General features: G+C 69.8%; 25 protein-coding genes. 16 read left to right on the top strand and 9 right to left on the bottom strand.

Going from position 1 to position 23,496, the window contains the following annotated elements:
• Positions 1 to 95: 95 nt before the first annotated feature.
• From ACFYT4_RS07260 to ACFYT4_RS07270, 3 genes are all read right to left on the bottom strand, one after another.
• Positions 96 to 920, bottom strand: a complete 825-nt coding sequence (locus tag ACFYT4_RS07260) for a maleylpyruvate isomerase family mycothiol-dependent enzyme (RefSeq protein ID WP_389266137.1) — start codon at positions 918 to 920, stop codon at positions 96 to 98.
• 534 nt (positions 921 to 1,454) lie between these two features.
• On the bottom strand, positions 1,455 to 1,676 hold the full coding sequence (locus ACFYT4_RS07265) for a hypothetical protein (RefSeq protein ID WP_389266139.1): 222 nt from the start codon (positions 1,674 to 1,676) through the stop codon (positions 1,455 to 1,457).
• A gap of 597 nt (positions 1,677 to 2,273) precedes the next feature.
• Positions 2,274 to 2,531 (bottom strand): hypothetical protein, encoded by a 258-nt coding sequence (locus tag ACFYT4_RS07270; RefSeq protein ID WP_389266141.1) that lies wholly within the window; start codon positions 2,529 to 2,531, stop codon positions 2,274 to 2,276.
• 209 nt (positions 2,532 to 2,740) lie between these two features.
• Between ACFYT4_RS07270 and ACFYT4_RS07275 the strand changes: the two genes are divergently transcribed.
• A complete protein-coding gene (locus tag ACFYT4_RS07275; RefSeq protein WP_389266143.1) occupies positions 2,741 to 3,541 on the top strand; it encodes a GntR family transcriptional regulator in 801 nt (266 codons plus the stop codon).
• A 243-nt stretch (positions 3,542 to 3,784) separates the two neighbouring features.
• On the opposite strand, the gene ACFYT4_RS07280 is transcribed toward ACFYT4_RS07275, so the two are convergent.
• From ACFYT4_RS07280 to ACFYT4_RS07290, 3 genes are all read right to left on the bottom strand, one after another.
• Positions 3,785 to 4,858, bottom strand: a complete 1,074-nt coding sequence (locus ACFYT4_RS07280) for an AI-2E family transporter (RefSeq protein WP_389266145.1) — start codon at positions 4,856 to 4,858, stop codon at positions 3,785 to 3,787.
• Between the two features lie 338 nt (positions 4,859 to 5,196).
• Entirely contained in the window at positions 5,197 to 6,165 is a 969-nt protein-coding gene (locus ACFYT4_RS07285; protein ID WP_389266147.1) for a pirin family protein, read from the bottom strand.
• Positions 6,166 to 6,314: 149 nt separating this feature from the next.
• Positions 6,315 to 6,773, bottom strand: a complete 459-nt coding sequence (locus ACFYT4_RS07290; protein ID WP_389266149.1) for an SseB family protein — start codon at positions 6,771 to 6,773, stop codon at positions 6,315 to 6,317.
• Between the two features lie 382 nt (positions 6,774 to 7,155).
• Between ACFYT4_RS07290 and ACFYT4_RS07295 the strand changes: the two genes are divergently transcribed.
• The 3 genes from ACFYT4_RS07295 to ACFYT4_RS07305 all read left to right on the top strand — a co-directional run bounded on the left by ACFYT4_RS07295 (position 7,156) and on the right by ACFYT4_RS07305 (position 11,454).
• Positions 7,156 to 8,982: an acyl-CoA dehydrogenase gene (locus tag ACFYT4_RS07295; protein WP_389266280.1), complete on the top strand. Its 1,827-nt coding sequence runs from the start codon at positions 7,156 to 7,158 to the stop codon at positions 8,980 to 8,982.
• 102 nt (positions 8,983 to 9,084) lie between these two features.
• On the top strand, positions 9,085 to 9,861 hold the full coding sequence (locus ACFYT4_RS07300) for a hypothetical protein (protein ID WP_389266151.1): 777 nt from the start codon (positions 9,085 to 9,087) through the stop codon (positions 9,859 to 9,861).
• A 288-nt stretch (positions 9,862 to 10,149) separates the two neighbouring features.
• Positions 10,150 to 11,454, top strand: a complete 1,305-nt coding sequence (locus ACFYT4_RS07305; RefSeq protein ID WP_389266153.1) for a M18 family aminopeptidase — start codon at positions 10,150 to 10,152, stop codon at positions 11,452 to 11,454.
• Between the two features lie 83 nt (positions 11,455 to 11,537).
• Here the strand turns inward: ACFYT4_RS07305 and ACFYT4_RS07310 are convergent, their stop codons facing one another.
• Positions 11,538 to 11,747, bottom strand: a complete 210-nt coding sequence (locus tag ACFYT4_RS07310; protein WP_389266155.1) for a DUF397 domain-containing protein — start codon at positions 11,745 to 11,747, stop codon at positions 11,538 to 11,540.
• Positions 11,744 to 12,583 carry a Scr1 family TA system antitoxin-like transcriptional regulator gene (locus tag ACFYT4_RS07315; RefSeq protein ID WP_389266282.1) on the bottom strand — a complete coding sequence of 280 codons (840 nt, stop codon included), beginning with the start codon at positions 12,581 to 12,583 and terminating at the stop codon, positions 11,744 to 11,746. Before ACFYT4_RS07315 ends, ACFYT4_RS07310 begins: the two co-directional genes overlap by 4 nt.
• 93 nt (positions 12,584 to 12,676) lie before the next feature.
• Here ACFYT4_RS07315 and ACFYT4_RS07320 point away from each other — a divergent pair, with 93 nt between their 5' ends.
• From ACFYT4_RS07320 to ACFYT4_RS07330, 3 genes are all read left to right on the top strand, one after another.
• Complete coding sequence (locus ACFYT4_RS07320; protein ID WP_389266157.1) at positions 12,677 to 12,934, top strand: hypothetical protein; 258 nt, start codon at positions 12,677 to 12,679, stop codon at positions 12,932 to 12,934.
• A 130-nt stretch (positions 12,935 to 13,064) separates the two neighbouring features.
• Positions 13,065 to 13,418 carry a hypothetical protein gene (locus ACFYT4_RS07325; protein WP_389266159.1) on the top strand — a complete coding sequence of 118 codons (354 nt, stop codon included), beginning with the start codon at positions 13,065 to 13,067 and terminating at the stop codon, positions 13,416 to 13,418.
• Positions 13,415 to 13,618: a hypothetical protein gene (locus ACFYT4_RS07330; RefSeq protein ID WP_389266161.1), complete on the top strand. Its 204-nt coding sequence runs from the start codon at positions 13,415 to 13,417 to the stop codon at positions 13,616 to 13,618. Before ACFYT4_RS07325 ends, ACFYT4_RS07330 begins: the two co-directional genes overlap by 4 nt.
• 37 nt (positions 13,619 to 13,655) lie before the next feature.
• Here ACFYT4_RS07330 and ACFYT4_RS07335 read toward each other — a convergent pair whose 3' ends face one another.
• Entirely contained in the window at positions 13,656 to 15,461 is a 1,806-nt protein-coding gene (locus tag ACFYT4_RS07335; protein ID WP_389266163.1) for an NHL domain-containing thioredoxin family protein, read from the bottom strand.
• 180 nt (positions 15,462 to 15,641) lie between these two features.
• Between ACFYT4_RS07335 and ACFYT4_RS07340 the strand changes: the two genes are divergently transcribed.
• From ACFYT4_RS07340 to ACFYT4_RS07380, 9 genes are all read left to right on the top strand, one after another.
• Positions 15,642 to 16,883: a hypothetical protein gene (locus tag ACFYT4_RS07340; protein WP_389266165.1), complete on the top strand. Its 1,242-nt coding sequence runs from the start codon at positions 15,642 to 15,644 to the stop codon at positions 16,881 to 16,883.
• A 122-nt stretch (positions 16,884 to 17,005) separates the two neighbouring features.
• Positions 17,006 to 18,271 carry a DUF4145 domain-containing protein gene (locus ACFYT4_RS07345; protein ID WP_389266167.1) on the top strand — a complete coding sequence of 422 codons (1,266 nt, stop codon included), beginning with the start codon at positions 17,006 to 17,008 and terminating at the stop codon, positions 18,269 to 18,271.
• Complete coding sequence (locus ACFYT4_RS07350) at positions 18,268 to 18,465, top strand: PfkB family carbohydrate kinase (protein ID WP_389266169.1); 198 nt, start codon at positions 18,268 to 18,270, stop codon at positions 18,463 to 18,465. The genes ACFYT4_RS07345 and ACFYT4_RS07350 overlap by 4 nt, the downstream gene beginning before the upstream one ends.
• 64 nt (positions 18,466 to 18,529) lie before the next feature.
• Positions 18,530 to 19,165: a 2'-5' RNA ligase family protein gene (locus ACFYT4_RS07355; protein WP_389266171.1), complete on the top strand. Its 636-nt coding sequence runs from the start codon at positions 18,530 to 18,532 to the stop codon at positions 19,163 to 19,165.
• Positions 19,162 to 19,932, top strand: coding sequence for an inositol monophosphatase family protein (locus ACFYT4_RS07360; protein ID WP_389266173.1), 771 nt, complete (start codon positions 19,162 to 19,164; stop codon positions 19,930 to 19,932). Before ACFYT4_RS07355 ends, ACFYT4_RS07360 begins: the two co-directional genes overlap by 4 nt.
• A gap of 302 nt (positions 19,933 to 20,234) precedes the next feature.
• Positions 20,235 to 21,098, top strand: coding sequence for a helix-turn-helix domain-containing protein (locus tag ACFYT4_RS07365; protein WP_389266174.1), 864 nt, complete (start codon positions 20,235 to 20,237; stop codon positions 21,096 to 21,098).
• A complete protein-coding gene (locus ACFYT4_RS07370) occupies positions 21,095 to 21,286 on the top strand; it encodes a DUF397 domain-containing protein (protein ID WP_389266175.1) in 192 nt (63 codons plus the stop codon). The genes ACFYT4_RS07365 and ACFYT4_RS07370 overlap by 4 nt, the downstream gene beginning before the upstream one ends.
• An 84-nt stretch (positions 21,287 to 21,370) precedes the next feature.
• Positions 21,371 to 21,556 carry a DUF397 domain-containing protein gene (locus tag ACFYT4_RS07375; protein ID WP_389266177.1) on the top strand — a complete coding sequence of 62 codons (186 nt, stop codon included), beginning with the start codon at positions 21,371 to 21,373 and terminating at the stop codon, positions 21,554 to 21,556.
• A gap of 185 nt (positions 21,557 to 21,741) precedes the next feature.
• The gene (locus tag ACFYT4_RS07380; RefSeq protein WP_389266178.1) at positions 21,742 to 23,472 is read left to right on the top strand and encodes an MFS transporter; all 1,731 of its coding nucleotides are present in this window, start codon (positions 21,742 to 21,744) and stop codon (positions 23,470 to 23,472) included.
• The last annotated feature ends 24 nt before the right edge of the window (positions 23,473 to 23,496 follow it).

Raw genomic sequence — 23,496 nt, forward strand, 5'->3', positions numbered from 1 at the left:
TGGCGGTGCGTGTCCCGGCGTGAGCGGTGCGCATCCTGGCGCGAGCGGTGGCGGGCGGCCTCACCGCGCCCTCGCAGTGCCCTTCACAGGGGTTCTCACTGCGTGACGGCGAACTCCCGCAGGATCGCCGCGGCCAGGTCCTGGTCCCCGTCCACCTTGATCCGGTCGGCGACGGCGCCCAGCCGGACCCGCCCGCAGGCCAGCCGGTAGTACGTCTCCCAGTCCATCGCCAGGGTCACCACGGGCCCCAGCGAGGGCGCTCCGTCGACCGTGCCGCGGCCGTCCGCGTTCACCCGTACCGTACGCAGGAACTCCAGCGGCCCGTGCACATCGATCACCACGGCCGAGTGCGGGGGCGCGCCCGCGTCCTTGGCGACCACCTTCGGCAGAGCCTCCAGCAGCACGTCCCGGGTGATCAGCGCGCCCGGAGAGTCGAGGTTCCCCGGCTTGTTGAGCGCGTTCCGCAGATCCTGCTCGTGCACCCAGGTGTCGAACGCGCGCATCCGCATGGCCACCTCCAGCGTCTGCTCGGCACCGAGGGGGGCGCGGACCATGGTGTCCGGCGCGCGGTTCTCGTTCCGCAGCTGACGGGCCCGCCGGATCATCGTGTACTCCAGCTCCGACGTCATCTCCGGAGCGGTGTGATGCCGGCGTACATCCACCTGCATCTCCATGTACCGGGCGAAGTCGTTCTTCACGTGGTACAGATCACGCGGCAGGGTGTGAATGGGCCGTGGATCGCCGAGCATCTCGGTCTCCATGCCGATCACATGCGAGACCACGTCCCGCACCGACCAGGCGGGGCACGGCGTGGGCCGGTTCCACTCACCCTCGACGAGCGGCTTCACCAGCTCGGCTATCGATTCGATGGAGTGGGTCCAGGCATCGGCGTAGGTCTGGAGGCTGGGATGGACGGTCACGGGACCCCTCGACGATTCTGCGGTACGCGGGCTGGGCGGCTGACGGCTTTGCTGCTAGGACTTGGCTGTTGACGGGTGGTCGGCTGACGGTTCGCTGTGTGGGAGGCTCGGCGCTTAAGTTACGCTGCCGGGCGGTGGCCCGGCAGTGCTTTCGTGTGACGATCGTAGGCCCGAGCGCGGGCCTCGAATACCTGGGCGGTGGGGGTACGCACGAGACGCCCCGCCAGACCGCCCCAGAGCGGTACGAACCCGTCCCTTTCCGCGACCCCTGAGCACGCGGCGATGAGCACACCCTCATGCGCGGGGCGTCGGCACGGCGGCTGTGGGGATGGTGTCCTCGACCTCGCCCGATCTGGACGACTGGTCCCGGCGGGTCGGCCGGCGCGGGCGAAGCTTCGCCCGGCAGCCTTCAGAAAGGCGGACGGACGAGCCGGGCCGCGTTGTTCAGCGCGCGGGCACTCCGGCATGTCGGCCTCCCGGCCCTCTTGTCTGCCGCCTCGCGATCCGGAGACTCGGGTGGCCCAGGGCAGGTCCTCACTGTCCCTCGCCGGTGATCCGGGGCATGGCAAGTTCGTCGTGCCCGGGGCCGGGTTGCAGGGCGATGGCGTCCTCGGGGCAGGCGTAGAGGGTCAGGCCCGGGGCGTTGGAACGTTCGATATAGCGGATTTCAACAGGTGCGGTGGTGGCTCGGCCGCAGCGGCAGCAGATCGCGGTACGTGCGGGCGGAAGTGCGGTGATCAGACTCTCGGCGGTCATGCGAAAACCGTCGTGTGGGTGCGGGGGAGGTGGATGCCGTGCGGGACGATGTAGAGGGCTGTACGTCGCTGTCGGCGTTCCTCTCTGCCTGCTGCCGGAAGATCGCGCGGGCCTGCTCCTTCGTGGGGCCGGTCCAGGGCCTGGACCACGGGCTCTCATGGACTGACAGGGGCTTCGGCTGCGGCTGCCGGGCCAGATGGCGCGCGGAATGGCGGCCGGGCGCGGTCCGCCACGGTAGGGGAAGTAAGCCCAGCATCCGGGTGAGGGCCCGGAAGGCGGAGTCACGCATACGTCGATCAGCTCCTCAACGGCTGCTCGGTCGGAGCCCTGGCGGACCGGTTCCATGCGGTTCGCCAGGGCAGATTTTTGTGTACAGGTGCAATGGCCCTGCGCTGACTGGAGGAGTCATTCAGTGCTCTGGGGAGCCTGCGCGGGGATTGGTTTCAGGGCGCGCCGTGATCGGGATCAGCGAAGTCGGGGACCGACTGTGGTTCGTCGCGTGCTGGTCGCCCGGTGGGCGGGTGTCCAGGCCTGGCCAGACTCTGAGTTGGTCGGGAGGCGATATGTATCGCTCGTTGGGTTTCCCGACGGCTCCCGTCACGTCTGTGCCTTGCTGTGGTCACTCCTTGTTGTGAGCTGTGCCCACAGGCTGTGTAAGTCGGTTGAGGCGCCGGACGATTCCGACAGCCTGCTGATGATGAGCGCACCGGGGCCATGGATCTGGAGGATCGGCAGCGGCTGGTGTCCCGTGGCGGTGATGCGGGCACGGTGGTCGGCGGTCGAGATGGTCATGTCAATGACATCGGGCCGACGGTCGTAGCAGCCAAGGACCGCGATGAAGAGCTCGTTGGCCACGAGCGGGGCGTCCTCGTTGTCGAGGCGGCTGCGTGTCCAGTCGCGGACGCTGCTGGCCTCTATGGGCTGACCCTTGAACGCCTGTCGCCACGTATGCCCCGATTCAGGCATGGTTGCACCCCGGATTCTCGCTATCTGAGTACAGATAATGCGTTTCTGTACTCAAATCGTCCCGGGAGTTGGCGCAGGTCAAGTAGAGAGGGGAGAGTATGTGTACTCAGATTGACGCGATCATTGAGAAGGGCGGTACGGGAGTGGCACAGCCCGAATACCTGCGGATCGCCGGTGACCTGAGGCGGCGCATCTCCTCTGGCGAGTTCGGGCCGGGTGACCGCCTCCCCACGCTGCCCGCCCTCTGCCAGGAGTACCGCGTTTCGGAGACCACGATCCGCAATGCTCTCGGCCTGCTTCGGAACGAGGGGCTGATCCAGACCAAGGCGCGGGCGGGCACGCTCGTCAGGCCTCGGCCGCCTGTGCACCGTATGGCCGCAGACCGGTATCGCACCGTCCCCGGTGCCAAGGCCACGCCCTACACCCGCGACCAGGACATCGGATGGTCCGAGTACCGCCTCGACAAGCGGTTCGAGAAGGTCCACGCGGATTCCGAGCTGGCCGCGCTCTTCGAGTGCGAGCCCGGTGAGCGGCTCCTCGCACGCCACTTCGTCTTCTACGACAACGATCAGCCCACGCAGATGTCCACCAGCTACGTACGCTGGTCAGACGTGGCCGGTACGCCGGTGGCGGATCCGATCAACGAACCGTGGCCGGGCGGGACCCGGGCACAGATGGCCGGCCTCGGTATCACCGTTACGAGGATCACGGAGTCGTTCACCGCCGCGATGCCCACGGAGGCCGAGGCCGCGACGCTACGTGTGGGGGCAGGTGTTCCGGTCATCCGTTACACCCGTCGGCACATCGCGGACACGGGCCGCGTCGTCGAGGTCGCCCATCCGGTCGTGCGCCGCGGTGACACCACCGTCGTCGACTTCGCCATCGACCTGGACGACTGACTGACCCGCTTCGGTTGTCGGCGCGAAGGATTACCTGCTCTGCCGGCTCGGGCGGCGGCACCGCCCACCGGCCTTCGGGGAGGCGGACGCGCGGGGCCGGGGCCGCGCTGTTCCGTGTTCGCGGGCGCCTTCGCCGGCACGGCGAGGGCGGGACGTTCTCGCGCTTCGCCGAGCACGCCGAGGAACTGTGGAGCAGGGGTACGCCGGTGAACGCGGGCGGATCGTAGTCGGCGCGCCGTCGGCTCAGTCCGGGGCGGAGGGGGCGGGGCCGGTCGTGGGGGCGTTTCCGTTTCCGTAGCGCGTTCTCAGCTCGCCGATCACACCGAAGGCCGCCGCGGTGACCGGGACCGCGAGAAGCATGCCGAGGATGCCGGCGAGGCCCGCGCCCGCCGTGATCGCCAGCATGACGACCGCCGGGTGCATCTGGACCGTACGGCTCTGGATCACCGGCTGGAGGACATGGCCCTCCAGGACCTGGACGGCGAGGACGACACCGAGGGCCCACAGGGCGATCACCCAGCCGCGGTCGGCGAGGGCGACGAGGACCGCGACCGCGCCCGAGAGGAACGCTCCGAGATAGGGGATGTAGGCGCCGACGAAGACGAGGGCGCCCAGGCCGACCGCCCCCGGTACGCGCAGGATCAGCAGGCCGATGGTGATGCAGAAGGCATCGATCAGCGCGATGAAGGTGGTGCCGCGCATAAAGCCCTCGACGGCCTCGAAGGCCCTGCGGCCCATCGCTTCGAGCGTGTCCCCGCCGGGGCCGGGCGTGATCGCGCGCGCGAGGCCCGCCGCCTTGTGGGAGTCGCGCAGGAAGAAGAAGATCAGCAGCAGGGCCAGCACAGCGGTGGCGATCGCCTGACCGACCACGCTCAGCCCGCTGATCACTCCGGACGCGGCGGTTCCGCCGAACTTCGACAGCAGCTCCCTCGCGTTGGAGGCGAGATCGTTGAGGGAGGTCCCGGCCGCCCCGAAGTGCTTGCTGATCCCCTTGGCGGCGCTGCGCAGCGCGGCGAGGATCTGATCGCCGGTGTCGATCAGGGCCGTGACGATGATGTAGGTGGCCCCGCCGACGACCGCGACCACGGCGACACAGGTCAGCCCCGCCGCCAGCGAGCGGTTCACCCCCATCCGGACGAGCCGCTGGTGCAGCGGCCCGAGGAGCGCGGTTCCGAGGATCGCCAGGAGGACGGGTGTGACGGCCGTCCGGAAGTAGATGATCAGCCAGATCCCCACCGCGCCGACCCCGGCGATCAGCAGGAGGACGACGCACCAGGCGGCGAGCCGCCGTACCGGCTCGGGAAGGAGAGTCTGCACCCTTCCAGCCGATCACGGCTCCGGGACGCCGTCCCGCGCACGGCGCCCAACCGGGTGACAACCCGTCAACCGGACCCGTGAGTCCGTCAGCCGTCAGCCGTCAGCCCGCAGGACTTCCCATGCCCGGGCGGCAGGAGCGCGCGCCTCGCGCCGGGCCGACGGCCGTCAGCGCGGGCAGGTCGTGGCGTGCTCGCGCGCCATCGAGCGGCGGGACCCCCGGCCCGGGAACCCCGAAAGCGCCGAAGGCCCCGGCCGGACGTCGGGAGAGACATCCGGGCAGGGCCTTCGGGGACAGAACGGTGAGCCGGTGGCCGCGGGACCCCGCGGTCCCTCAGGCCCTACAGCCCCTCGGACATCCCGTGGACCGCGGGGATCGTGCCCAGCCGGCCCTTCTGGAAGTCCTCGAACGCCTGGCGCAGCTCCTCCTGGGTGTTCATCACGAACGGCCCGTAGTGCGCCATGGGCTCCCGGATGGGCTGCCCGCCCAGGAGGACGACCTCCAGATCGGGGCTGTTGGAGTCCTGGCTCTCGTCGGCCCGTACGGTCAGGGAGCCGCCGTCGCCGAAGACGGCGGTCTGGCCCATGTGGACCGGACGCCGCTCGGTGCCGACGGTGCCGCGTCCGGCGAGGACGTACGCGAGCCCGTTGAAGTCCTGGCGCCACGGCAGGGTGATCTGCGCGCCCGGACGCAGCGTCGCGTGGATCATCGTGATCGGGGTGTGGGTGATCCCGGGGCCCTCGTGGCCGTCCAGCTCACCGGCGATGACCCGGAGCAGCGCGCCGCCGTCGGGGGACGTCAGCAGCTGCACCTGGCCGCCGCGGATGTCCTGGTAGCGGGGGGCCATCATCTTGTCGGCGGCCGGGAGGTTCACCCACAGCTGGAGTCCGTGGAAGAGCCCGCCGGACACGACCAGCTCCTCCGGCGGTGCCTCGATGTGCAGGAGGCCGGAGCCGGCGGTCATCCACTGGGTGTCGCCGTTCTTGATGGTTCCGCCGCCGCCGTTGCTGTCCTGGTGGACGAAGGTCCCGTCGATCAGGTACGTCACGGTCTCGAAACCGCGGTGGGGGTGCCAGGGCGTTCCCTTGGGCTCACCGGCTCCGTAGTCCACCTCGCCCATCTGGTCCATCATGATGAACGGGTCGAGGTACCGGTAGTTGATCCCGGCGAACGCGCGCCGGACCGGGAAACCCTCCCCCTCGAAACCGCTCGGGGCGGTGGTCACGGCGAGTACGGGACGGGCCACGGCGTCGGCCGGCGCGGAGACGCGCGGCAGGGTGAGCGGGTTGTCGACAGTCACTGCGGGCATGGGGGTACCTCCTTGTGCGACCTGCGACCTGTGGAACAGGTTAGTTGAATCCTGAACTTCTCGCTACCCAGGAACGAGAAAGGCCCGGGAGGTATTCCTCCCGGGCACCCATGGGACAGGGACAGGTCGGCGCGTACGGCCCGCCGCGCTCAGCCGTACATCCGGCGCATGGCGAAGTCGACCATCTGCTCCACGGCCTTCGCGTCGAAGACCATCCGGTGCTCCCCCTCCATGTCGAGGACGAAGCCGTACCCGGTCGGCAGCAGATCGATCACCTCCGCCCCGGTGATCACGAAGTACTTGGACTCCTTGCCCGCGTACCTGCGCAGTTCCTTGAGGGACGTGAACATCGGGATCACCGGCTGCTGCGTGTTGTGCAGCGCCAGGAACCCGGGATTGTCCCCGCGCGGGCAGTAGACCTTCGAGGTCGCGAAGATCTGCTGGAAGTCCTCGGCGGAGAGCGAGGCCGTCGTGAAGGCCCGTACAGCGTCGGCGAGAGACGGAGGTGAAGGCTCCGGGTAGAGCGGCTGCCCGGGGGGCGGCCCCCCGTATGGCTGCTGGGGTGCGTACTGCTGCTGCGCGCCCTGACTCTGGTCATAGCCGTACATGACCGCAAGAGTAACGAGTCGGTCGGCCGCTCGTCCCCGCTGTGCACCGCTGTGGGCACCCAGGACGGGATCCCGACGGAAACGACGCGCGGAACCCGCCGGGCGGCGGGGCCGGGCGCCCCGGAATCCACGCGTGGCCGGGGGCTCGGCGGGTGGACCTAGGCGCGCCGCCGAGCGACCCGGGGGCGGGCCCTCCGGCCGAGTCCTTCGGGTGCCATGACCACGGCCTGTACGCTGTCGACCCCTTCCGCGGGCCGCGGTAGGGCGCAGGTCACAGTCGGGGAAGGGGGTTGAAACTTATTACCCGTGGGTAGCATCATGATTGTTACCGATTGGTATGAGTACGAGGACCCGCCTCCCCGATCTTTACGGAGCCGTCGCCATGGGGCACTACAAGTCGAATCTCCGCGACATCGAGTTCAACCTCTTCGAGGTCCTCGGGCGCGACAAGCTGTACGGCACCGGCCCGTTCGCGGAGATGGACGTCGACACCGCCAAGAGCATCCTCGCCGAGATCGCCCGGCTCGCGGAGAACGAGCTGGCCGAATCCTTCGCGGACGCCGACCGCAACCCCCCTGTTTTCGACCCGGAGACGAACACCGCGCCCGTCCCCGCGTCCTTCAGGAAGAGCTACCAGTCCTTCATGGACTCGGAGTACTGGCGCCTGGGCCTGCCCGAGGAGATCGGCGGCACCACCGCCCCCCGCTCGCTGATCTGGTCGTACGCCGAGCTGCTGCTGGGCTCCAACCCGGCCATCTGGATGTACTCCTCGGGCCCGGCCTTCGCCGGGATCCTCTTCGAGGAGGGCAACGAGGCCCAGAAGAACATCGCCCGGATCGCCGTCGAGAAGCAGTGGGGCTCCACCATGGTGCTCACCGAGCCGGACGCCGGTTCGGACGTCGGCGCGGGCCGCGCGAAGGCCGTGGAGCAGGAGGACGGCTCCTGGCACATCGAGGGCGTGAAGCGCTTCATCACCTCCGGCGAGCACGACATGTCGGAGAACATCCTCCACTACGTGCTCGCCCGCCCCGAGGGCGCCGGACCCGGCACCAAGGGCCTCTCCCTCTTCCTCGTGCCGAAGTTCCACTTCGACTGGGAGACCGGCGAGCTGGGCGAGCGCAACGGCGTGTACGCCACGAACGTCGAGCACAAGATGGGTCTCAAGGCGTCCAACACCTGCGAGATCACCTTCGGCGACCGGCACCCCGCCAAGGGCTGGCTGATCGGTGACAAGCACGACGGCATCCGCCAGATGTTCATGATCATCGAGTTCGCCCGGATGATGGTCGGCACCAAGGCGATCGCCACCCTCTCCACGGGGTACCTGAACGCGCTGGAGTACGCCAAGGAGCGCGTCCAGGGCACCGACCTGGTCAACTTCACGGACAAGTCCGCGCCCAAGGTCACCATCACCCGCCACCCCGACGTCCGCCGCTCCCTGATGACCCAGAAGGCGTACGCGGAGGGCATGCGCGCCCTGGTGCTGTACACGGCCTCCATCCAGGACGAGATCGCCGCGAAGCAGGCCGAGGGCGAGGACACCGCGGCCCTGGTCGCGCTGAACGACCTGCTGCTGCCGATCGTCAAGGGCTACGGCTCCGAGCGGTCGTACGAGCAGCTGGCCCAGGCGCTCCAGACCCTCGGCGGCTCCGGCTACCTCCAGGAGTACCCGCACGAGCAGTACATCCGGGACGCCAAGATCGACACCCTCTACGAGGGCACGACCGCCATCCAGGGCCAGGACTACTTCTTCCGGAAGATCGTCCGCGACCAGGGGCAGGCGCTCAACAGCCTCTCCGGGGAGATCAGGAAGTTCCTCGCGGTCGGCACCGGCGGCGAGGACCTGGCCCCGGCCCGTGAGGCGCTCGCCAAGGCGGCCGTCGACCTGGAGGCGATCGTCGGCACGATGACGAACGACCTCATCGCGACCGGCGAGGACGTGAAGAACATCTACAAGGTCGGCCTCAACACCACCCGGCTGCTCTTCGCCTCCGGCGATGTCGTCGTCGGCTATCTGCTGCTGCGCGGTGCGGCGGTCGCGGCGGAGAAGCTGGAGACGGCCTCGGCGAAGGACGTGCCGTTCTACCAGGGCAAGATCGCGGCGGCGAAGTTCTTCGCGGCGAACGTCCTGCCCGGTGTCTCGGCCGAGCGCCTGATCGCGGAGTCGGTGGACGGCTCGCTGATGGACCTCGACGAGGCGGCTTTCTAAGGCGGCCGGTGTGTAGCCGACGTCATACGGCGGCCCGCTTCCCCGGGGATTCCTTCAGGAGGCGGGCCGTCCGTATGATCGCCGCCAACACATGGGGGGAACATGCGGATCACGGGGAACACGAGGTATGGCCGTCTTGGGCGTTTCGCGGCGGCCGGGGCGGTGGCGGGGGCGCTGCTGCTGACGGGGTGCGGCTCGGACGACGGCGGCGGAGGCGACCGGGCCGACCGGGCCGGCCAGGGGGAGCGGGGCGACAAGGGAACGCGGCCCGCGCCCGGCAAGGCGACCGTGCTGACGGCGGAGCAGGTCACGGCCGTGATGCCGCGCGAAGCGGATCTCCCCGGCTGGGGCGGCTCCACCTCCGGGGAGCCGGTCGCGGTCGATCTCCGCACCCAGGACATGGCGCCGGTGAGCTGCGTCAACAAGAAGGATCCGATCTGCGAGGGTGCCCTCTTCGCGAGCGGCACCATGTTCGCCCGCGGGGACGCCGGCACCCTCGCCTTCAGCGTGTACGCGTACGAGGACGCAGCCGCGGCCACCACCGCCTCCCGAGCACTGCTGGACCGGCATGCCCAGGGGTCCCTGGACCCGCGGGACACCGTCACCTCTCCGCTGCCCGGCGTGATCGGTGAGTCGTCGGCCGCCAAACGGGGCAAGAGCAAGCTGAGGAGCCAGGGCTCCGTGGTCATGAGCCAGGTCGGCACCACGGTGCTGGTGATCGAGACCGGCGGCCTGAACGCGAAGATCTACACCGGCGACGAGCTGATGGCCGTCGGCAAGGTGATCGCCGAGCGCTCCCGGCAGGTGCAGAACGGCGAGCGGCCGACCGCGAAGCTCAAGGACGGCGCGCTCGACTACCGCAAGATCGGAGACTCCTGAGGCCGCGCACTCCTGGGGGAGCGGCCCCGGCGCCCTGGGAGCCCCGGTCTTCACTCGGGGCCACGCGGTGGCGCAAGGGCGGGCGGCGACCGCCGGAGGACCGGCCGGCGGCCGGTGACGGAACGGGGGAACCGTGGGTGACGGGACGCGGGAACGGCCGGTGACGGAACCGGGGGAACGGCTGGTGAGGGGTCCGAGGAACCACCGGTGCGGTACTGGAGCGCGGTGGGGCGTCCTCCGGTCCGAGGAGCCCCCTCCCGGCCCTGCCCCCGTGGTTACAGTGGCCCCATGAGCACCAGCAGCGCAGCGGTCCGCTTCGGCCGCGGGCACACCGACGACCTGATGGCCTTCCTGTCCGCCGCGCCGTCGCCGTATCACGCCGTGACGGTCACCGCCGAGCGGCTGGAGAAGGCCGGTTTCCGGCAGGTGCTGGAGACGGACGCCTGGGACGGGACGACCGGGGGCAGGTATGTGCTCCGGGGCGGCGCGATCATCGCCTGGTACGTACCGGAGGGGGCGCGGGCGCACACCCCGTTCCGGATCGTCGGCGCGCACACCGACTCGCCCAATCTGCGGGTGAAGCCGCTGCCGGACACCGGCTCGGCCGGCTGGCGGCAGATCGCCGTCGAGATCTACGGCGGAACCCTGCTCAACACCTGGCTCGACCGTGACCTCGGTCTCGCCGGGCGCCTGAGCCTCAGGGACGGCTCGGAGCGGCTGGTCAACATCGACCGGGCGCTGCTGCGGGTGCCGCAGCTGGCGATCCACCTGGACCGTTCCGTCCACAGCGACGGGCTGAAGCTCGACAAGCAGCGCCATATGCAGCCGATCTGGGGCCTCGGCGACGTCCGGGAGGGCGACCTCATCCGCTTCCTGGAGGAGGAGATCGGGCTCCCGGCGGGCGAGGTCACCGGCTGGGACCTGATGGTGCACTCCATCGAACCGCCGTCGTACCTCGGCCGCGACCGGGAGCTGGTGGCCGGGCCCCGGATGGACAACCTCCTCTCCGTGCACGCCGGTACGGCCGCGCTCGCGGCGGTCGCGGCCACCGGGGACCTGCCGTACATCCCGGTGCTCGCCGCCTTCGACCACGAGGAGAACGGCTCCCAGTCGGACACCGGCGCGGACGGCCCGCTGCTCGGATCGGTGCTGGAGCGCTCGGTCTTCGCGCGCGGCGGTACGTACGAGGACCGGGCGCGCGCTTTCGCGGGCACGGTCTGCCTCTCCTCCGACACCGGCCACGCCGTGCACCCCAACTACCCCGAGCGCCACGACCCGACGCACCACCCGCGCGCCAACGGCGGCCCCATCCTCAAGGTCAATGTGAACCAGCGGTACGCGACCGACGGCAGCGGCCGGGCCGTGTTCGCGGCGGCGTGCGAGCGGGCCGGGGTGCCGTGGCAGACGTTCGTGTCGAACAACGCGATGCCGTGCGGCACGACGATCGGCCCGATCACGGCGGCGCGGCACGGCATCCGGACCGTCGACATCGGGGTCGCGATCCTGTCGATGCACAGCGCGCGCGAGCTGTGCGGCGCCGAGGACCCGTATCTGCTGGCGAACGCGCTGACGGCGTTCCTGGAAGGCGCCTGACCCGGCCCCCTCGGCCGGCACCCGTACAACATCCCCGCCGCTCCTCTTGCGGGGGAGTGGCGGGGCCTTTCGGGTGTGGCGGATCAGGCGGAGCCGAATCCACCGGTCTTGACACCCGCCACGAAGGCGGAGAACGCGGTGGCGGAGAGGTTCAGTATGGGGGTGGTCGGAGTCTTGGAGTCGCGGACGGGGACTATGCCGGTGGCGGACGCGTGCGCCGGGGCCCATTCGACGCAGTTGCCACCGTTGTCACTGTAGGAGGACTTGGCCCAGGGGAAGTCGGTCGTCGTCACGGGGTGCCCTTTCGAAGCTCGCGGAGCATGGCTACGGACTCCGCTTGTGAGGCTGATACGGCCTGTAATTGATGGTAGGCCGTCAACAGCGGTAGTACTGAGGAGAGTTCGCGGTCCAGGTGGCCACGAGTCTGGGACTCGACGTAGGACAGTACGGACCGGTCGGAGAGCGTCACCAGGTTGACAGGCAGGTTGAACGGCCTGCGCTCGCCAATGTCATACGTGGCGATCTGCAACATGGTGTTGGGGAGTTCGGCGAACTCCACCAGCCTGTCGAGCTGCGGGCCCATGACCGTGGGGCCGCCCACCGGGCGACGGATGCAGCTCTCATCCATGACGAGCAGCATCATCGGTGGCTTCGGATGCGTCAGGGCCGCCTGCCGCTCGGCGAGGAACGAGACCCGCTCATCGGCCTGCTCGGGCGTGATGCTGCCGCGCTCTACGGCGCTGTTCGCGAGGACGCTGGCGTACTCCGGTGTCTGGAGCAACCCCGGAATGATTCCGATCTCGTACAACCGGATCTCGACCGCCCTGGCTTCGTAGCCGACGTACTCGGGGAAGCCTTCCAGCAGCGAGCCGTGCCGGATTTCGCGCCACACGCGTTCGAATGATTCGGACGTGCCTTCGACTCCGAAGGCGGCATCCAAACCACGCGAGAATCGCAGAGTCGGAGGCTTGCGACCGGTTTCGACCGCCGAAATATGTCGGCCGGTATATCCCAACTGCTCGGCAAGCTCGTCCTGTTTCCACCCGCGTGCCTCACGTGAACTGCGGAGTCGTGCGCCGAAGGCCGCTTCCGGGCTTGCCTCGGGATTTAACTCCTTGCGATTTACCAATGTGCCCTCCAAAACAGGAACGTTGAAGACCCTTCCGACTGTAGGTCACTCTGATGCGCCCTGGTAGTGGTTTCGCTACGGAGAGGAGCGGCTGTGACCGATGGCAGCGAAGCCGCACAGCAAGAGGAACCCCAACTCACCGTTGGGACACTTGTGTTCGACACACGGAAAAAGGTGCTCGGAGTGGTCATGGACACCGAATGGGATCGCCTCTATCTCCGGCCACCCACCGGCGGAATCGAATGGGACGCCTCCCGTGCGGATCTGCGTCCGGCCACTGTCACGGACCGGCTCCGCCCCGCCCTGGCCGAGAGGAACGAACGCAGCAACTGGAGCACGAGATGGGAGTGACCGCACTTCCGGGGGACGGCGCCCACCGCACCGCCCGCCCGCTGCCACCCCGGCACAAAGCGCCCCGGGGGACCGCGCCAACGGTCCGTCCGGGGCTCGCCGAAACAGCTTTCGAGGAGCTGACCGACGTATGCGCGATCGTATCGCCCGTGCCCTCATAAGGGTCCTGGACCTCTTCCCGCCCACCCGCCGGGCCCGGCCGGGGCGCCATTCCGCCGCCCACTTCGCGGACCTGCCCGAGCCCGCCCCGCCGGTGATCTGCACGGCGGCCACCCCGGTCCCACCGCATGTCCTCGCCCGGACCGCGCCTACTCCCCGGGGGCATCGCGTACCCCCGTACCTCCGCGACTGGATCAAGGGCCAGGAAGAGGAGTGGGAACGGCAGCGGCAGCGCCGGGTGTCCGCAGTGGCGGCCGTCCTCGGCCACGACGTGCCGTTCTCACCCGACGGGTCCGCCGTCGGGTGGCTGGGGGTGCCCGCATGACCCGCGACGCACTCACCTGCGAACCGCCCGCCGACTCCAGCGCCACCTGCTGCGTGTGCGGGCGCTGGACCCTCGCGCCCCTCCCGGTCCGGCGGGTCGCACGGCCGAGCGGGGCTCCCATGACCGTCCACGCGTGCCCCGAGCACGCCCAGACCCTGGTGCCCGCGCCCGTCCCCGGGGAGCTGGACGGGGATACGTGACCCCGCGCACAATGACGAGCCCCCCGGTGCGCGGCTCTTACGCCATCCCCGCCAGGACCAGCGGCAGCCGGTCCGTACCGCCCGGGGTGATCCGGACCGGAACGCCCCAGTCCTGCTGATGGACATGGCAGGCCGGGTACTCGTTCGCGGGGTCGTCGTCACAGGAGGCGGCCATCGCGGAGACGTGCAGCACGCCCTCCCCGACCTCCGGGTCGATCTCCAGCTCGCGGGAGAGGTCCGTCCCCGCGCCATCGCCGCCGAGCAGCAGTTCGGGAGGCGTCGCGGAGACGAGCAGCCGGGTGGAGGGCCCGTAACGGGTGTCGAGCTTCTGCCCCGAGGGCGCCTCGAAGACCACGTCGAGGTGGAGCGCGCCACCCGTGATCTCGGTCGCGGCCCGCTGGGTGCGGTGGGCGACGGGCTCGACCCGCACCGCCTCCTCCGGCAGCCGCAGCCGGGTGAGCCGGTGCCGGGCCGATTCCACCACCACGATGTCCTCGCCCACGACGACCGCGTCCGACGGCTCCCGCAGATCGGTCGCGAGGGTGGTCGCGGCCTGGCTCACCGGGTCGTAACGGCGCAGAGCGTGGTTGTACGTGTCGCTCACGGCGACCGATCCGTCCGGCAGCACGGTGACGCCCAGCGGATGCTGGAACAGGGCCTGTCCGGCGTCCCCGTCCCGGTGCCCGAAGTCGAACAGCCCCGTGCCGACGGCCGTGTGCACAGCTCCGCCGGTGTCGATCCAGCGCAGCGCGGATGTCTCCGAGTCGGCGATCCACAACCGGTCCCCGGCAGCCGCGAGCCCCGACGGCTGCGCGAACCACGCCTCGGCGGCGGGCCCGTCGACGAGCCCCTCGTTGGTGGTCCCGGCCGCGACCTGAACCGTCCCGGCCCCGGGGTCGTACGTCCACAGCTGATGCACCCCGGCCATCGCGATCCACAGCCGGTCCCCCCACCAGGCCAGATCCCACGGCGACGACAGATCGACCTCCCGGGCAGGCCCGGCGGTAGGCGACCCCTGCCACCACTGCCGCCCGGTCCCGGCGAGCGTCTCGACCGTCCCGCTCTCCGGGTCGTACGCCTTGATCGCGTGGTTCACCGTGTCGGCGACGGCCACCCGCCCGTCGGGCAGCAGCGCGAGCCCCTGGGGCTCGTTGAGTTCCCCGTCCCCGCCGATGTGCCGTACGACGGTCTCCCCGTCGGCCGCCAGCTCCACGAGCCGGTGCCGGGTGGTGTCCGAGACGAGGAAGTTCCCGGACGGCAGCACGACCGCTTTCCCGGGGAACCGCAGCTCGGTCCCGACCGCCTCGGGCGCCACATAGGGCCCGTCCCCGCGCCTGAGCGTCCCCTTCGCCGCGTGCTCGGTCTCCAGCTCCGCGACCAGCTTTGCGATGGCGTGCGCGTGTCCCTCCCCGGCGTGCTGGGCGACGATGTACCCCTCGGGATCCACCACGACGAGCGTCGGCCACGCCCGTACGGCGTACTGCTTCCACGTCGCCAGCTCCGGGTCGTCCAGCACGGGGTGGCGCACCTGGTACCGCTCGACCGCGTCCACGACCGCCTGGTGATCGGCCTCGTGCACGAACTTCGGCGAGTGGACCCCGATGATCACCACGGTGTCGCGGTGCTTCTCCTCCAGCTCGCGCAGCTCGTCCAGGACGTGCAGGCAGTTGATGCAGCAGAAGGTCCAGAAATCGAGAATCAGAATCCGACCCCGGAGATCGGCGAGGGTGAGGTCCCTGTCACCCGTGTTGAGCCAGGCACGCCCCCGCAGCTCGGGGGCGCGGACTCGGGCACGGCGGCGGGGCTCGGGCGCGGGAGTGGGCGCCGGGGCGGCATCGTTCATGCTGCAAGCTTCCCATCCGGGAATGAACGCCGGATCACACGCGTACGGCACGGCTCACGGCAGAGGAGTGTCCTGCTCACCCCGAGAACGATCCGTATCCTGAGGCCCGCCCGGCTCAAGACCGCCAGTCCCGTATCGGAGGCGACCCCGTTGACCACGGACCTCAGTTCCGTCACCGGCGTGCGGCAGGCATTGGCCGTCGTCCTGCCCGTCCGGTTCACCGCACCCGTCGACTGGCCGACCGGGCCCATACCTTTCGAGCTGGGCAGCCGCCGCACCGACACAAGCACCCGTCAGACGTACTTCACCCCGGCCACGGCTCGCGCCCTCTACGGCACCCCGGAACGGCCGTGCCGCTGGTATCGGCTCATGGATGTGCGGCACGAATCGCTGCACCTGCGGGGGGTCGAGTTGCTGGCCACCGCCACCGCGCGTTACCCGGACCATGGACTCGCGGTGCTGCATTTCGATGTGGAAGGCCCGGCCTTGCTGGAGACGCTGCGCGCCATCGGCAACCGCACCCGCACCGCCGCTGACCCGCTCGACGGCCCGCTCTCCCCCGTGGTGCTGCTCGACGGGATCGCCGAACTGCGCGGCGCCACCGCTCCGTTCGCGATCGCCCGCCCGTACACGATCGCTTTCCTCACGCCCGACGTGCAGGTCACCCCCGTGCTGCGGCAGGACGGCCGACTGCCTGACACTGCTGACCGCTGGCTCTGGTATCTCGCCTCACGATCCACGGACAGTGACTTCCCCACTCCGCTTGAGCAGTGGCCCGAACGAACGGGGCACGCGTTGCGGATATCCGCGGACTGGAGCGCCCTCGTACTACGCCACGGCGCCGCCTTTCTCGGACATCGCCCCGACGCGGGGAACGGTGACTTCTACGCCTTCGCACAGTTGCACTGCCGCACCGTCTACCTCGACGCCCTGCTGCTCGGCACCGTCCAGCGCGACCACATCGACGAACTGACCGAGGGCCTCTCCGGTGTCTTCGACGGTCCGAAACTGGCCCATCGGGTGTCCACCCTCGAACGGCACATCGCCACGTTCCGCAGCACCTACTGGCGCCAGCACCTCACCGCTCACGGCCCGGCCAACCAGTTGCTGTTGAGCTTCCAGGCCCAGTACCGCCTCGCGGAGCGCTTCGACGGGATCCTTGCCGAAGCGGCCGACTACGCCCGGCTGGTACAGACCCAGGAGAGTCAGCAGATCGCGGGCGCACTCGGCGTGCTGACCATCCTCGGCCTGCCCGTCGGGACCGCCCTGAGTATTCTTCAGGTGCTCGACGCCAAGGGAGTCACGGCCGTCGTCATCGCACTGGTCGCCGCCCTGGCTGCCACGGCTCTGGTTCTCACCACGCGCTACGGCCGCCTCGTGCTGTCCTCGCTGCGCGGGAAAGGGCCCGGTGACAGCAGATGACATCCGCGCCGCCGACCGCGGGAGCCGATGACGGCGACGACCGGTTACTGCCTGTACCCCCAGCCGATCACACTGTTAGCTTGCTCTCCGCGGACCTGGGAGATGAGGATGCGGGACACGGAGTGACGGGCAACGAGGGGGAGCCGCTCCGGCTGTACAGAAAGGCTCTGAGGTACGCCGAATCGGACCCCGAGGTCTTCCTCGGCACAGCGAGGCGAGCAGCGGAGTCGATCCTGTTGGACATTGCCATCCGGGAGGCCGTCGGTTCGAAGCCGACACTCGAATCCCTGCTGACCGTGCTCTCCGCCAAGAACCTGGTACCGCCCAAGGTCGTCCTTGCCGTGCGCACGATCCAGAACTACGGCAACTACGGCAGCCATGCCCAGGACGTGCCGGCCGAGGAGATCTCCGCGGAGGACGTCAGACCCTGCCTCAACGCCTTGACACAGTTGGCCGTGTGGTACGGGCAGACGAGCAGATCGCTGGCCGAAGACGCTGTCCGGCACGAGCTGTCCGACCACCGGCGCAGCAGCGACACGACCCGCCTCGCCGATTCGACCCTGATCGTGGTGAAGGCCGTCCTGCTCGGCTGCGGATTGGAGAAGGCTCTGGCACGACGGAACCACCGTGTGGTGCCGGTGCAGCTCCCCTGGTCGGACAATCTCGTACGGGACGTGTCGACCCGAACCCTCGACGTGGCGGTCTACAACGAGCAACGCATGCTCCGCCTGCTCGAAACCGAGCAGGCGATTCGCGATCAGGTGGTTCCCGTCGGCCGGGTCGGCTACTCGATGGGCGGCCGCAACTTCTACCTGCTCGCCGCCCGCGGCGGCCGGTGGGGTGGCGTGACGGCACAGGAGTTCCTCGCGAATCCGGCGGGTGCACACATCGCGGTGCCCAAGCACAGCGACATGTTCGGCAACCTTCTCTCGGCTCTGTCGACCGACGAGGCGGGCCTGGCGGACATGGGGGTGAGCGTCCTCGACGTGCCGCACCATCTCGGGCTGGAGTTGTTCCATCTGAACCGGGACGTGCTGGCGGTCGGCGGTCAGAATCTGCGCATGCACGCGCAGGAGGGCGATGCGTACTTCGAACTGCTCAACTCCGACATGCTGCCGCCCCCGACTCAGGCACGGCTGCGTTCGGCGGCCGCCAACGTGTTCATCGCGAACCGGGCGTGGCTGGAGGAGCTGGATCTGCATCCCGCAGAGTTGCACCGGGAGCTGATGCGCTCGTTCCACGAGTGCGGGTCCGACGACGAGACATACCAGCGTCTGGTCCGTGACCTGGTGACCCACGCCTCGTTTCCGCCGGAGACGCTTCCCGACAGCCGTGAGCAGCTGGTGCGCCATGTGCTGTTCGAGAGTTACCGCTGGGGACGGCCATGAGCGCACCGAAGCGCGTGCTGATCCTGGGCAGTGTGAATGTCGACGTCATCGCCCGGACCGGCCGGCTCCCTGCGGAGCACGCGAAGCCACGGGGCAAGGAGTGCTGCGTGCTGCCGGGAGGCGCGGCGTCGAACACCGCCGTGGGGCTGGTTCGGCAGGGCTGCTCGGTCAGGCTGGGTGTCCGCCGTGGATGACGACACCTACGCGGCGAGGACTCGACGCGGCACTTCATGTGATCACGAAACTAGGAGCTCACCCGTGACTAGACGGCTCGGTTTTGCCCTGCTACCGCGAGCGGACCATCTGCGTACCGCCGTTCAACTGCAGAGGGACGTCGGCGGTGGCGTACATCTGCGGCCTAGGCTGCACCCGGACGGCAATCTCCCCCATGTCACCGTCTTCCAGGGCCCTTTCGCCGATTCGCTCGCCCCGGAGAAGGCGCTTGAGACCATCGGAGCGTCGGCGGTCGAGAACGGTCTGCGCGGTGAGGTGTCCCTGGCCAGTACGGGCGTGGTCTACCAGCCCACCGGCTGGCTCTTCCTCGCCCTGGAGCGGCCGCCGCTGCTCCAGGCACTGCAGGCGGCCGCGCTTGCGGTGCTGGATCCACACCTCGACCGGGCCTTCTTCGACGGTGACAAGGACGTCTCCCGCTTCACCGACGACGAGCGCACCAGCTACGAGCGCTACGGCTACCGGTACACCGGGGATGCCTACGCCCCGCATGTGACGCTGGGTCGTACCGACGAGGAGACCGCCCTGCAACTGGCCCGAACCGCGCGGGACCGAGTCAGTCTGCCGAAGGAGTGGGTCTTCGACCGGCTCAGCTTCTACGTGATGGGCGAGCACGGTGCCCATGCGGAGACCCTGCTGGAACGACCGCTGAGCCGAACGTGACGGTCCGGAACGATCTTCTGACGGTCGCCGAGGAGGCCGTGGACGAGGCGGCCACCTGGCTGGCGACGGCCGACGGGGAATGGCGGTCCGCGCGGTTCAAAGCCTCCGGCGAGGAGGTCACCGCCGCCGACATCGAGGTGGAGTCCCGGGTGACGCGGGTGCTGGCCACCCGCACTCCACGGATCCCTGTCGTCGGCGAGGAGTCCTCGCCGACAGGGTCACCGCTCCCTGAACGCTGCTGGCTGCTCGACCCGATCGACGGCACGATGAACTTCGCGCGGGGCGCACCGATGTACGCCGTGTCGCTCGCCTATGCGCACGAGGGCGTCCCTTTGCTGGGCGTGGTGCACGCACCGGCCCTCGGCCGACGGTGGACGACGCCCGGTAGCCCGCAGTCGCGCCCGGTGGTCGAGGACGTGGGCCGCGCGGTCGTGGGCGTCTCCGGCACCGGCTTGGGCCACGGCAGCAGCACGCGCCGCTTCCTCGCCCGTCTCCAGGACGAGGCTTACCGCGTCCGCATGCAGGGCTCGATGGCCCTGGACCTGGTGGGCGTGGCGGAGGGCTGGATGGACGCCTGTGTGTGCCTTGCCCCCAAGCCCTGGGACGTCGCGGCCGGAGTCGCTCTGTGTCACGAGCAGGGGCGGGTGGTGCTCGGCGCTGACGGTGGGGCGTTCACCTTCGACTCACCGGTCCTGCTGGCGGGCGCGCCCGGGGCGGGGCGGTCGCTCACCGACCTGTGGCAGAGCCACGGTCAACACCAGGTCTGATGACTCACGGAGCCCGTGAAGTACCCGAGGCGAGCGACACCGCGCCACGTACCGGCGATACGGCGGACATCCGCGACATGTGAACACACCTGCGGTGACGGCGCTTCGCGGATGGTGGGGGATGGGCGGTGGTGGCCGGTGCCCACGCGATGACGGCGGGTCGGCCGTTCACCAGCGGTGGCCCGCGTACTCGGCGTCTGCGTACGCGGATGTTCGATGGACGGTACGCATCACGCGGCGTGACGATGGGCCGAGTCAGAAGGTGGTACGGCAGGGCTGGTGTGCACAGGAGGTGGCCGGCGATGGCCTACGAGGACTCGGACGGCGGCGTTGTGGGGGCGGCGGGGGGAACAGGCGCGGAGCCGGGGGCGTCGGACAGTCTGCGCACTTTCGGCGCGTTCCTCCAGGCCTTACGGGAGCACACGGGCCTGAGCCGTGAGGAGTTCGGGGAGCTGGTCCGCTTCTCGAAGCACACGGTCGCCTCGATCGAGCAGGGCCGACGCATGCCGGACCGGGACTTCGTGGAGCGCGCGGAGGAACTGCTGGGAAACACGGGAGCGCTGCGGAAGGCCGCGCCGCATCTGACGCGGCAGGCGGGGCTGGCGAGCTGGTTCAGGCAGTGGGCTCGGCTGGAGGCGCAAGCCGCGACCTTGTGGACCTACGAGTGCCGCGTGATTCCCGGCTTGCTCCAGACCGAGCGGTACGCGCGGGCCGTGACCGAAAGCGTTCCGCCGGTGAAGGACGAGGAGCAGGTGACCAAGCAGGTTGCGGCTCGACTGGAACGGCAGCAACTGTTCGAGCGCAGGCCACCGATCGCGTTCAGCTTCATCATCGAGCAGGCACTCGTCGAGCGCGGTACGGGAGGCCCTGACGTGACGCGGGAGTTGCTTGATCATCTGCTGGAGCGGTCGTCGCGCTTCAACGTCGAGTTGCAGATCATGCCGCGATACCAGCCGGATCATGCGGGGTTGGACGGGCCCGTGCGACTGGCAGAGACGCCCGAGAACCGGTGGTTCGGCTACGCGGAGGGCCAGCGTGGCGGAATGCTGATCTCCGACCCGAAGGAGGTCAGCATCACGCTCCAGCGGTATGCGAGACTGCGCTCACAGGCTCTCAACTCCGAGGACTCCAGGGGCCTGCTGAAGCAACTGCGAGGAGCGCTATGAGCAGCATCGACGAACGGGCTTGGTTCAAGAGCAGTTACAGCGGCTCCGACGGTGACGACTGCGTCGAGGTGGCGAAGGGCACGCACGCGATCCACGTCCGGGACTCCAAGGACCAGCGAAGCCCCGAACTCGCCCTCTCCCTCGCCGCGTGGGACGGCTTCGTCTCGTACGCCGCCGCCCAGGGCTGACCGCCACGCACTACGCCAGCGCCTGGGTCCCAGGCCCTCCCAGGAGGATTCCCTGGGCCTGCTGAAGCGAATGCGAGGAGCGCTATGAGCACGTCCGAACTGGGCTGGTTCAAGAGCAGTTACAGCGGTTCCGACGGTGACAGTTGCGTCGAGGTGGCGAAGGGCACGCACGCGATCCACGTCCGGGACTCCAAGGACCAGCGAAGCCCCGAACTCGCCCTCTCCCTCGCCGCGTGGGACGGCTTCGTCTCGTACGCCGCCCGGGGCTGACCGCCACGCACCACGTCAGCGCCCGGCACCGGACTTCTCCGGTGCCGGGCGCCGGCCGTTCAGCCGCCGGGCGGCGTTCACGTCACCCGGCCGGCGGCCTCGTGAAGCCGGGCGGGAGCGCGGGCCGAACAGGGGCGTAACAGTGTCCGAGCCGGATCCGAAGCGGTGGCGCGGACAGTGCTGGCATGACTTCCACGACGAAGAACCAGAACAGGGCGGGGGCACGGCAGTGGCTCGGGCTCGCCGTGCTGCTGCTGCCGGTCACGCTGATGACCGCCGACCTCGGGGTGCTGTGGCTGGCCACCCCCTATCTGACCGCCGACCTCAATCCGTCCAGCAGCCAGCTGCTGTGGACCACCGACATCTACGGGTTCCTCACCGCGGGATTCCTGGTGATCATGGGTACGCTGGGGGACCGTATCGGGCGGCGAAAGCTGCTGGTCGCCGGGTCCGCCGGGGTGATCGTGGCGTCGCTGCTCGCGGCCTACTCCACCAGCCCGGAGATGCTGATCGCCGCCCGGGCGCTGCTCGGGGTCGCGGGGGCCGCCGTCCTGCCGTCCACGCTCTCGCTGATCAGCCATATGTTCACCGACGCCCGCCAGCGGGCCACCGCCATCGCGATGTGGGTGAGCGCCCTGTCCGCCGGTATCGCGATCGGGCCGGTGATCGGAGGCGTCCTGCTCGACAGCTTCTGGTGGGGCTCCGTGTTCCTGGTCGGCGTACCGGTGATGCTGCCGGTCCTGGTGGCGGCACCGGCGCTGCTGCCCGAGTACCGGGATCCCGACGCCGGGCGGCTGGACCTGATCAGTGTGGTGCTGTTCCTGCTCGCCGTGCTCCCCGCCGTCTACGGCATCAAGAAGCTCGCCGAGTACGGTCCGCAGGGCACGTATCTGGCCGCCATGGCGGCGGGCGTGGTCGCCGGAGTGCTCTTCGCGCGGCGCCAGCAGCGGCTGGAGACCCCGCTGCTCGATCTGCGGCTCTTCGCGAACCGCGCCTTCACCGGGGCACTGCTGACACTGCTCCTCGGCATGATGGCCCTGAACGGCATCGAGTACCTCGTGCCGCAGTATCTGCTCGGCATCAGCGAGCTGTCCCCGCTCGCGGCCGGTCTGTGGCTGCTGCCCGGCGCGGCGGGCCTGGTGGTCGGCTCCCAGCTGACGCCGGTCCTGGCCCGGCGGACGCTGCCCGCCTACGTGATCGTGGGCGGTATCGCCGTCACGCTGGCCGGGTTCGGGCTCTCCCTCGGGAGCGGCGTCGTGGCCGTCTCCCTCGGGCTCGCGCTCGTGATGTTCGGGATCGCCCCGATCAGTGTGCTGGGTACCGCGCTCGCCGTCGGTGCCGCGCCCGCCGCGAAGGCGGGAGCCGCCGCCGCGACCGGGCAGACGGCGTACGACCTCGGGCTGGCCCTGGGGATCGCGGGCACCGGCAGTGTCGCCGTCGCGGTCTACCGCGACGAGGTGAGCGCACAGGCGCCCGCCGGGGTGCCCGGTGGTGCGCTGGAGGCGGCCCGGGACACCCTCGGGGGCGCGACGGCCGAGGCGGCGCGGCTCCCCGGGGACCTGGGCGGTCAGCTCCTGACCGTGGCCCGGGACGCCTTCACCGCCGGATTCCACACGGCGGCACTGGTGAGCGCGGGCCTCGCCCTGGTCACGGCGGTCCTCACGTTCACCCTGCTGCGGCACGTCGCGCCGATCGGTGCGGGCGAGGAGAACGCGGCCGCCGCCGCGGAGGCCGCGGGGCACCAGGGACCGGACGCGGTGGATGCGGGGCACCAGGGACCGGACGCGGAGGCCGCGGGGAACGCGGTGGACGCCGTGGACGGGGTGGACGCGGGGCAGCCGGGACCGGAAGGAACAGAGGGTCCGGAGGGAGCCGAGGGAAAGAAGTCCGGTGAGAAGGCCGTCGCCGTGCACTGAGCGGAAGCCGACCACGCTACGGAG

Origin of the sequence: Streptomyces sp. NPDC004609 (assembly GCF_042873655.1) — a bacterium.
Taxonomy (GTDB): domain Bacteria; phylum Actinomycetota; class Actinomycetes; order Streptomycetales; family Streptomycetaceae; genus Streptomyces.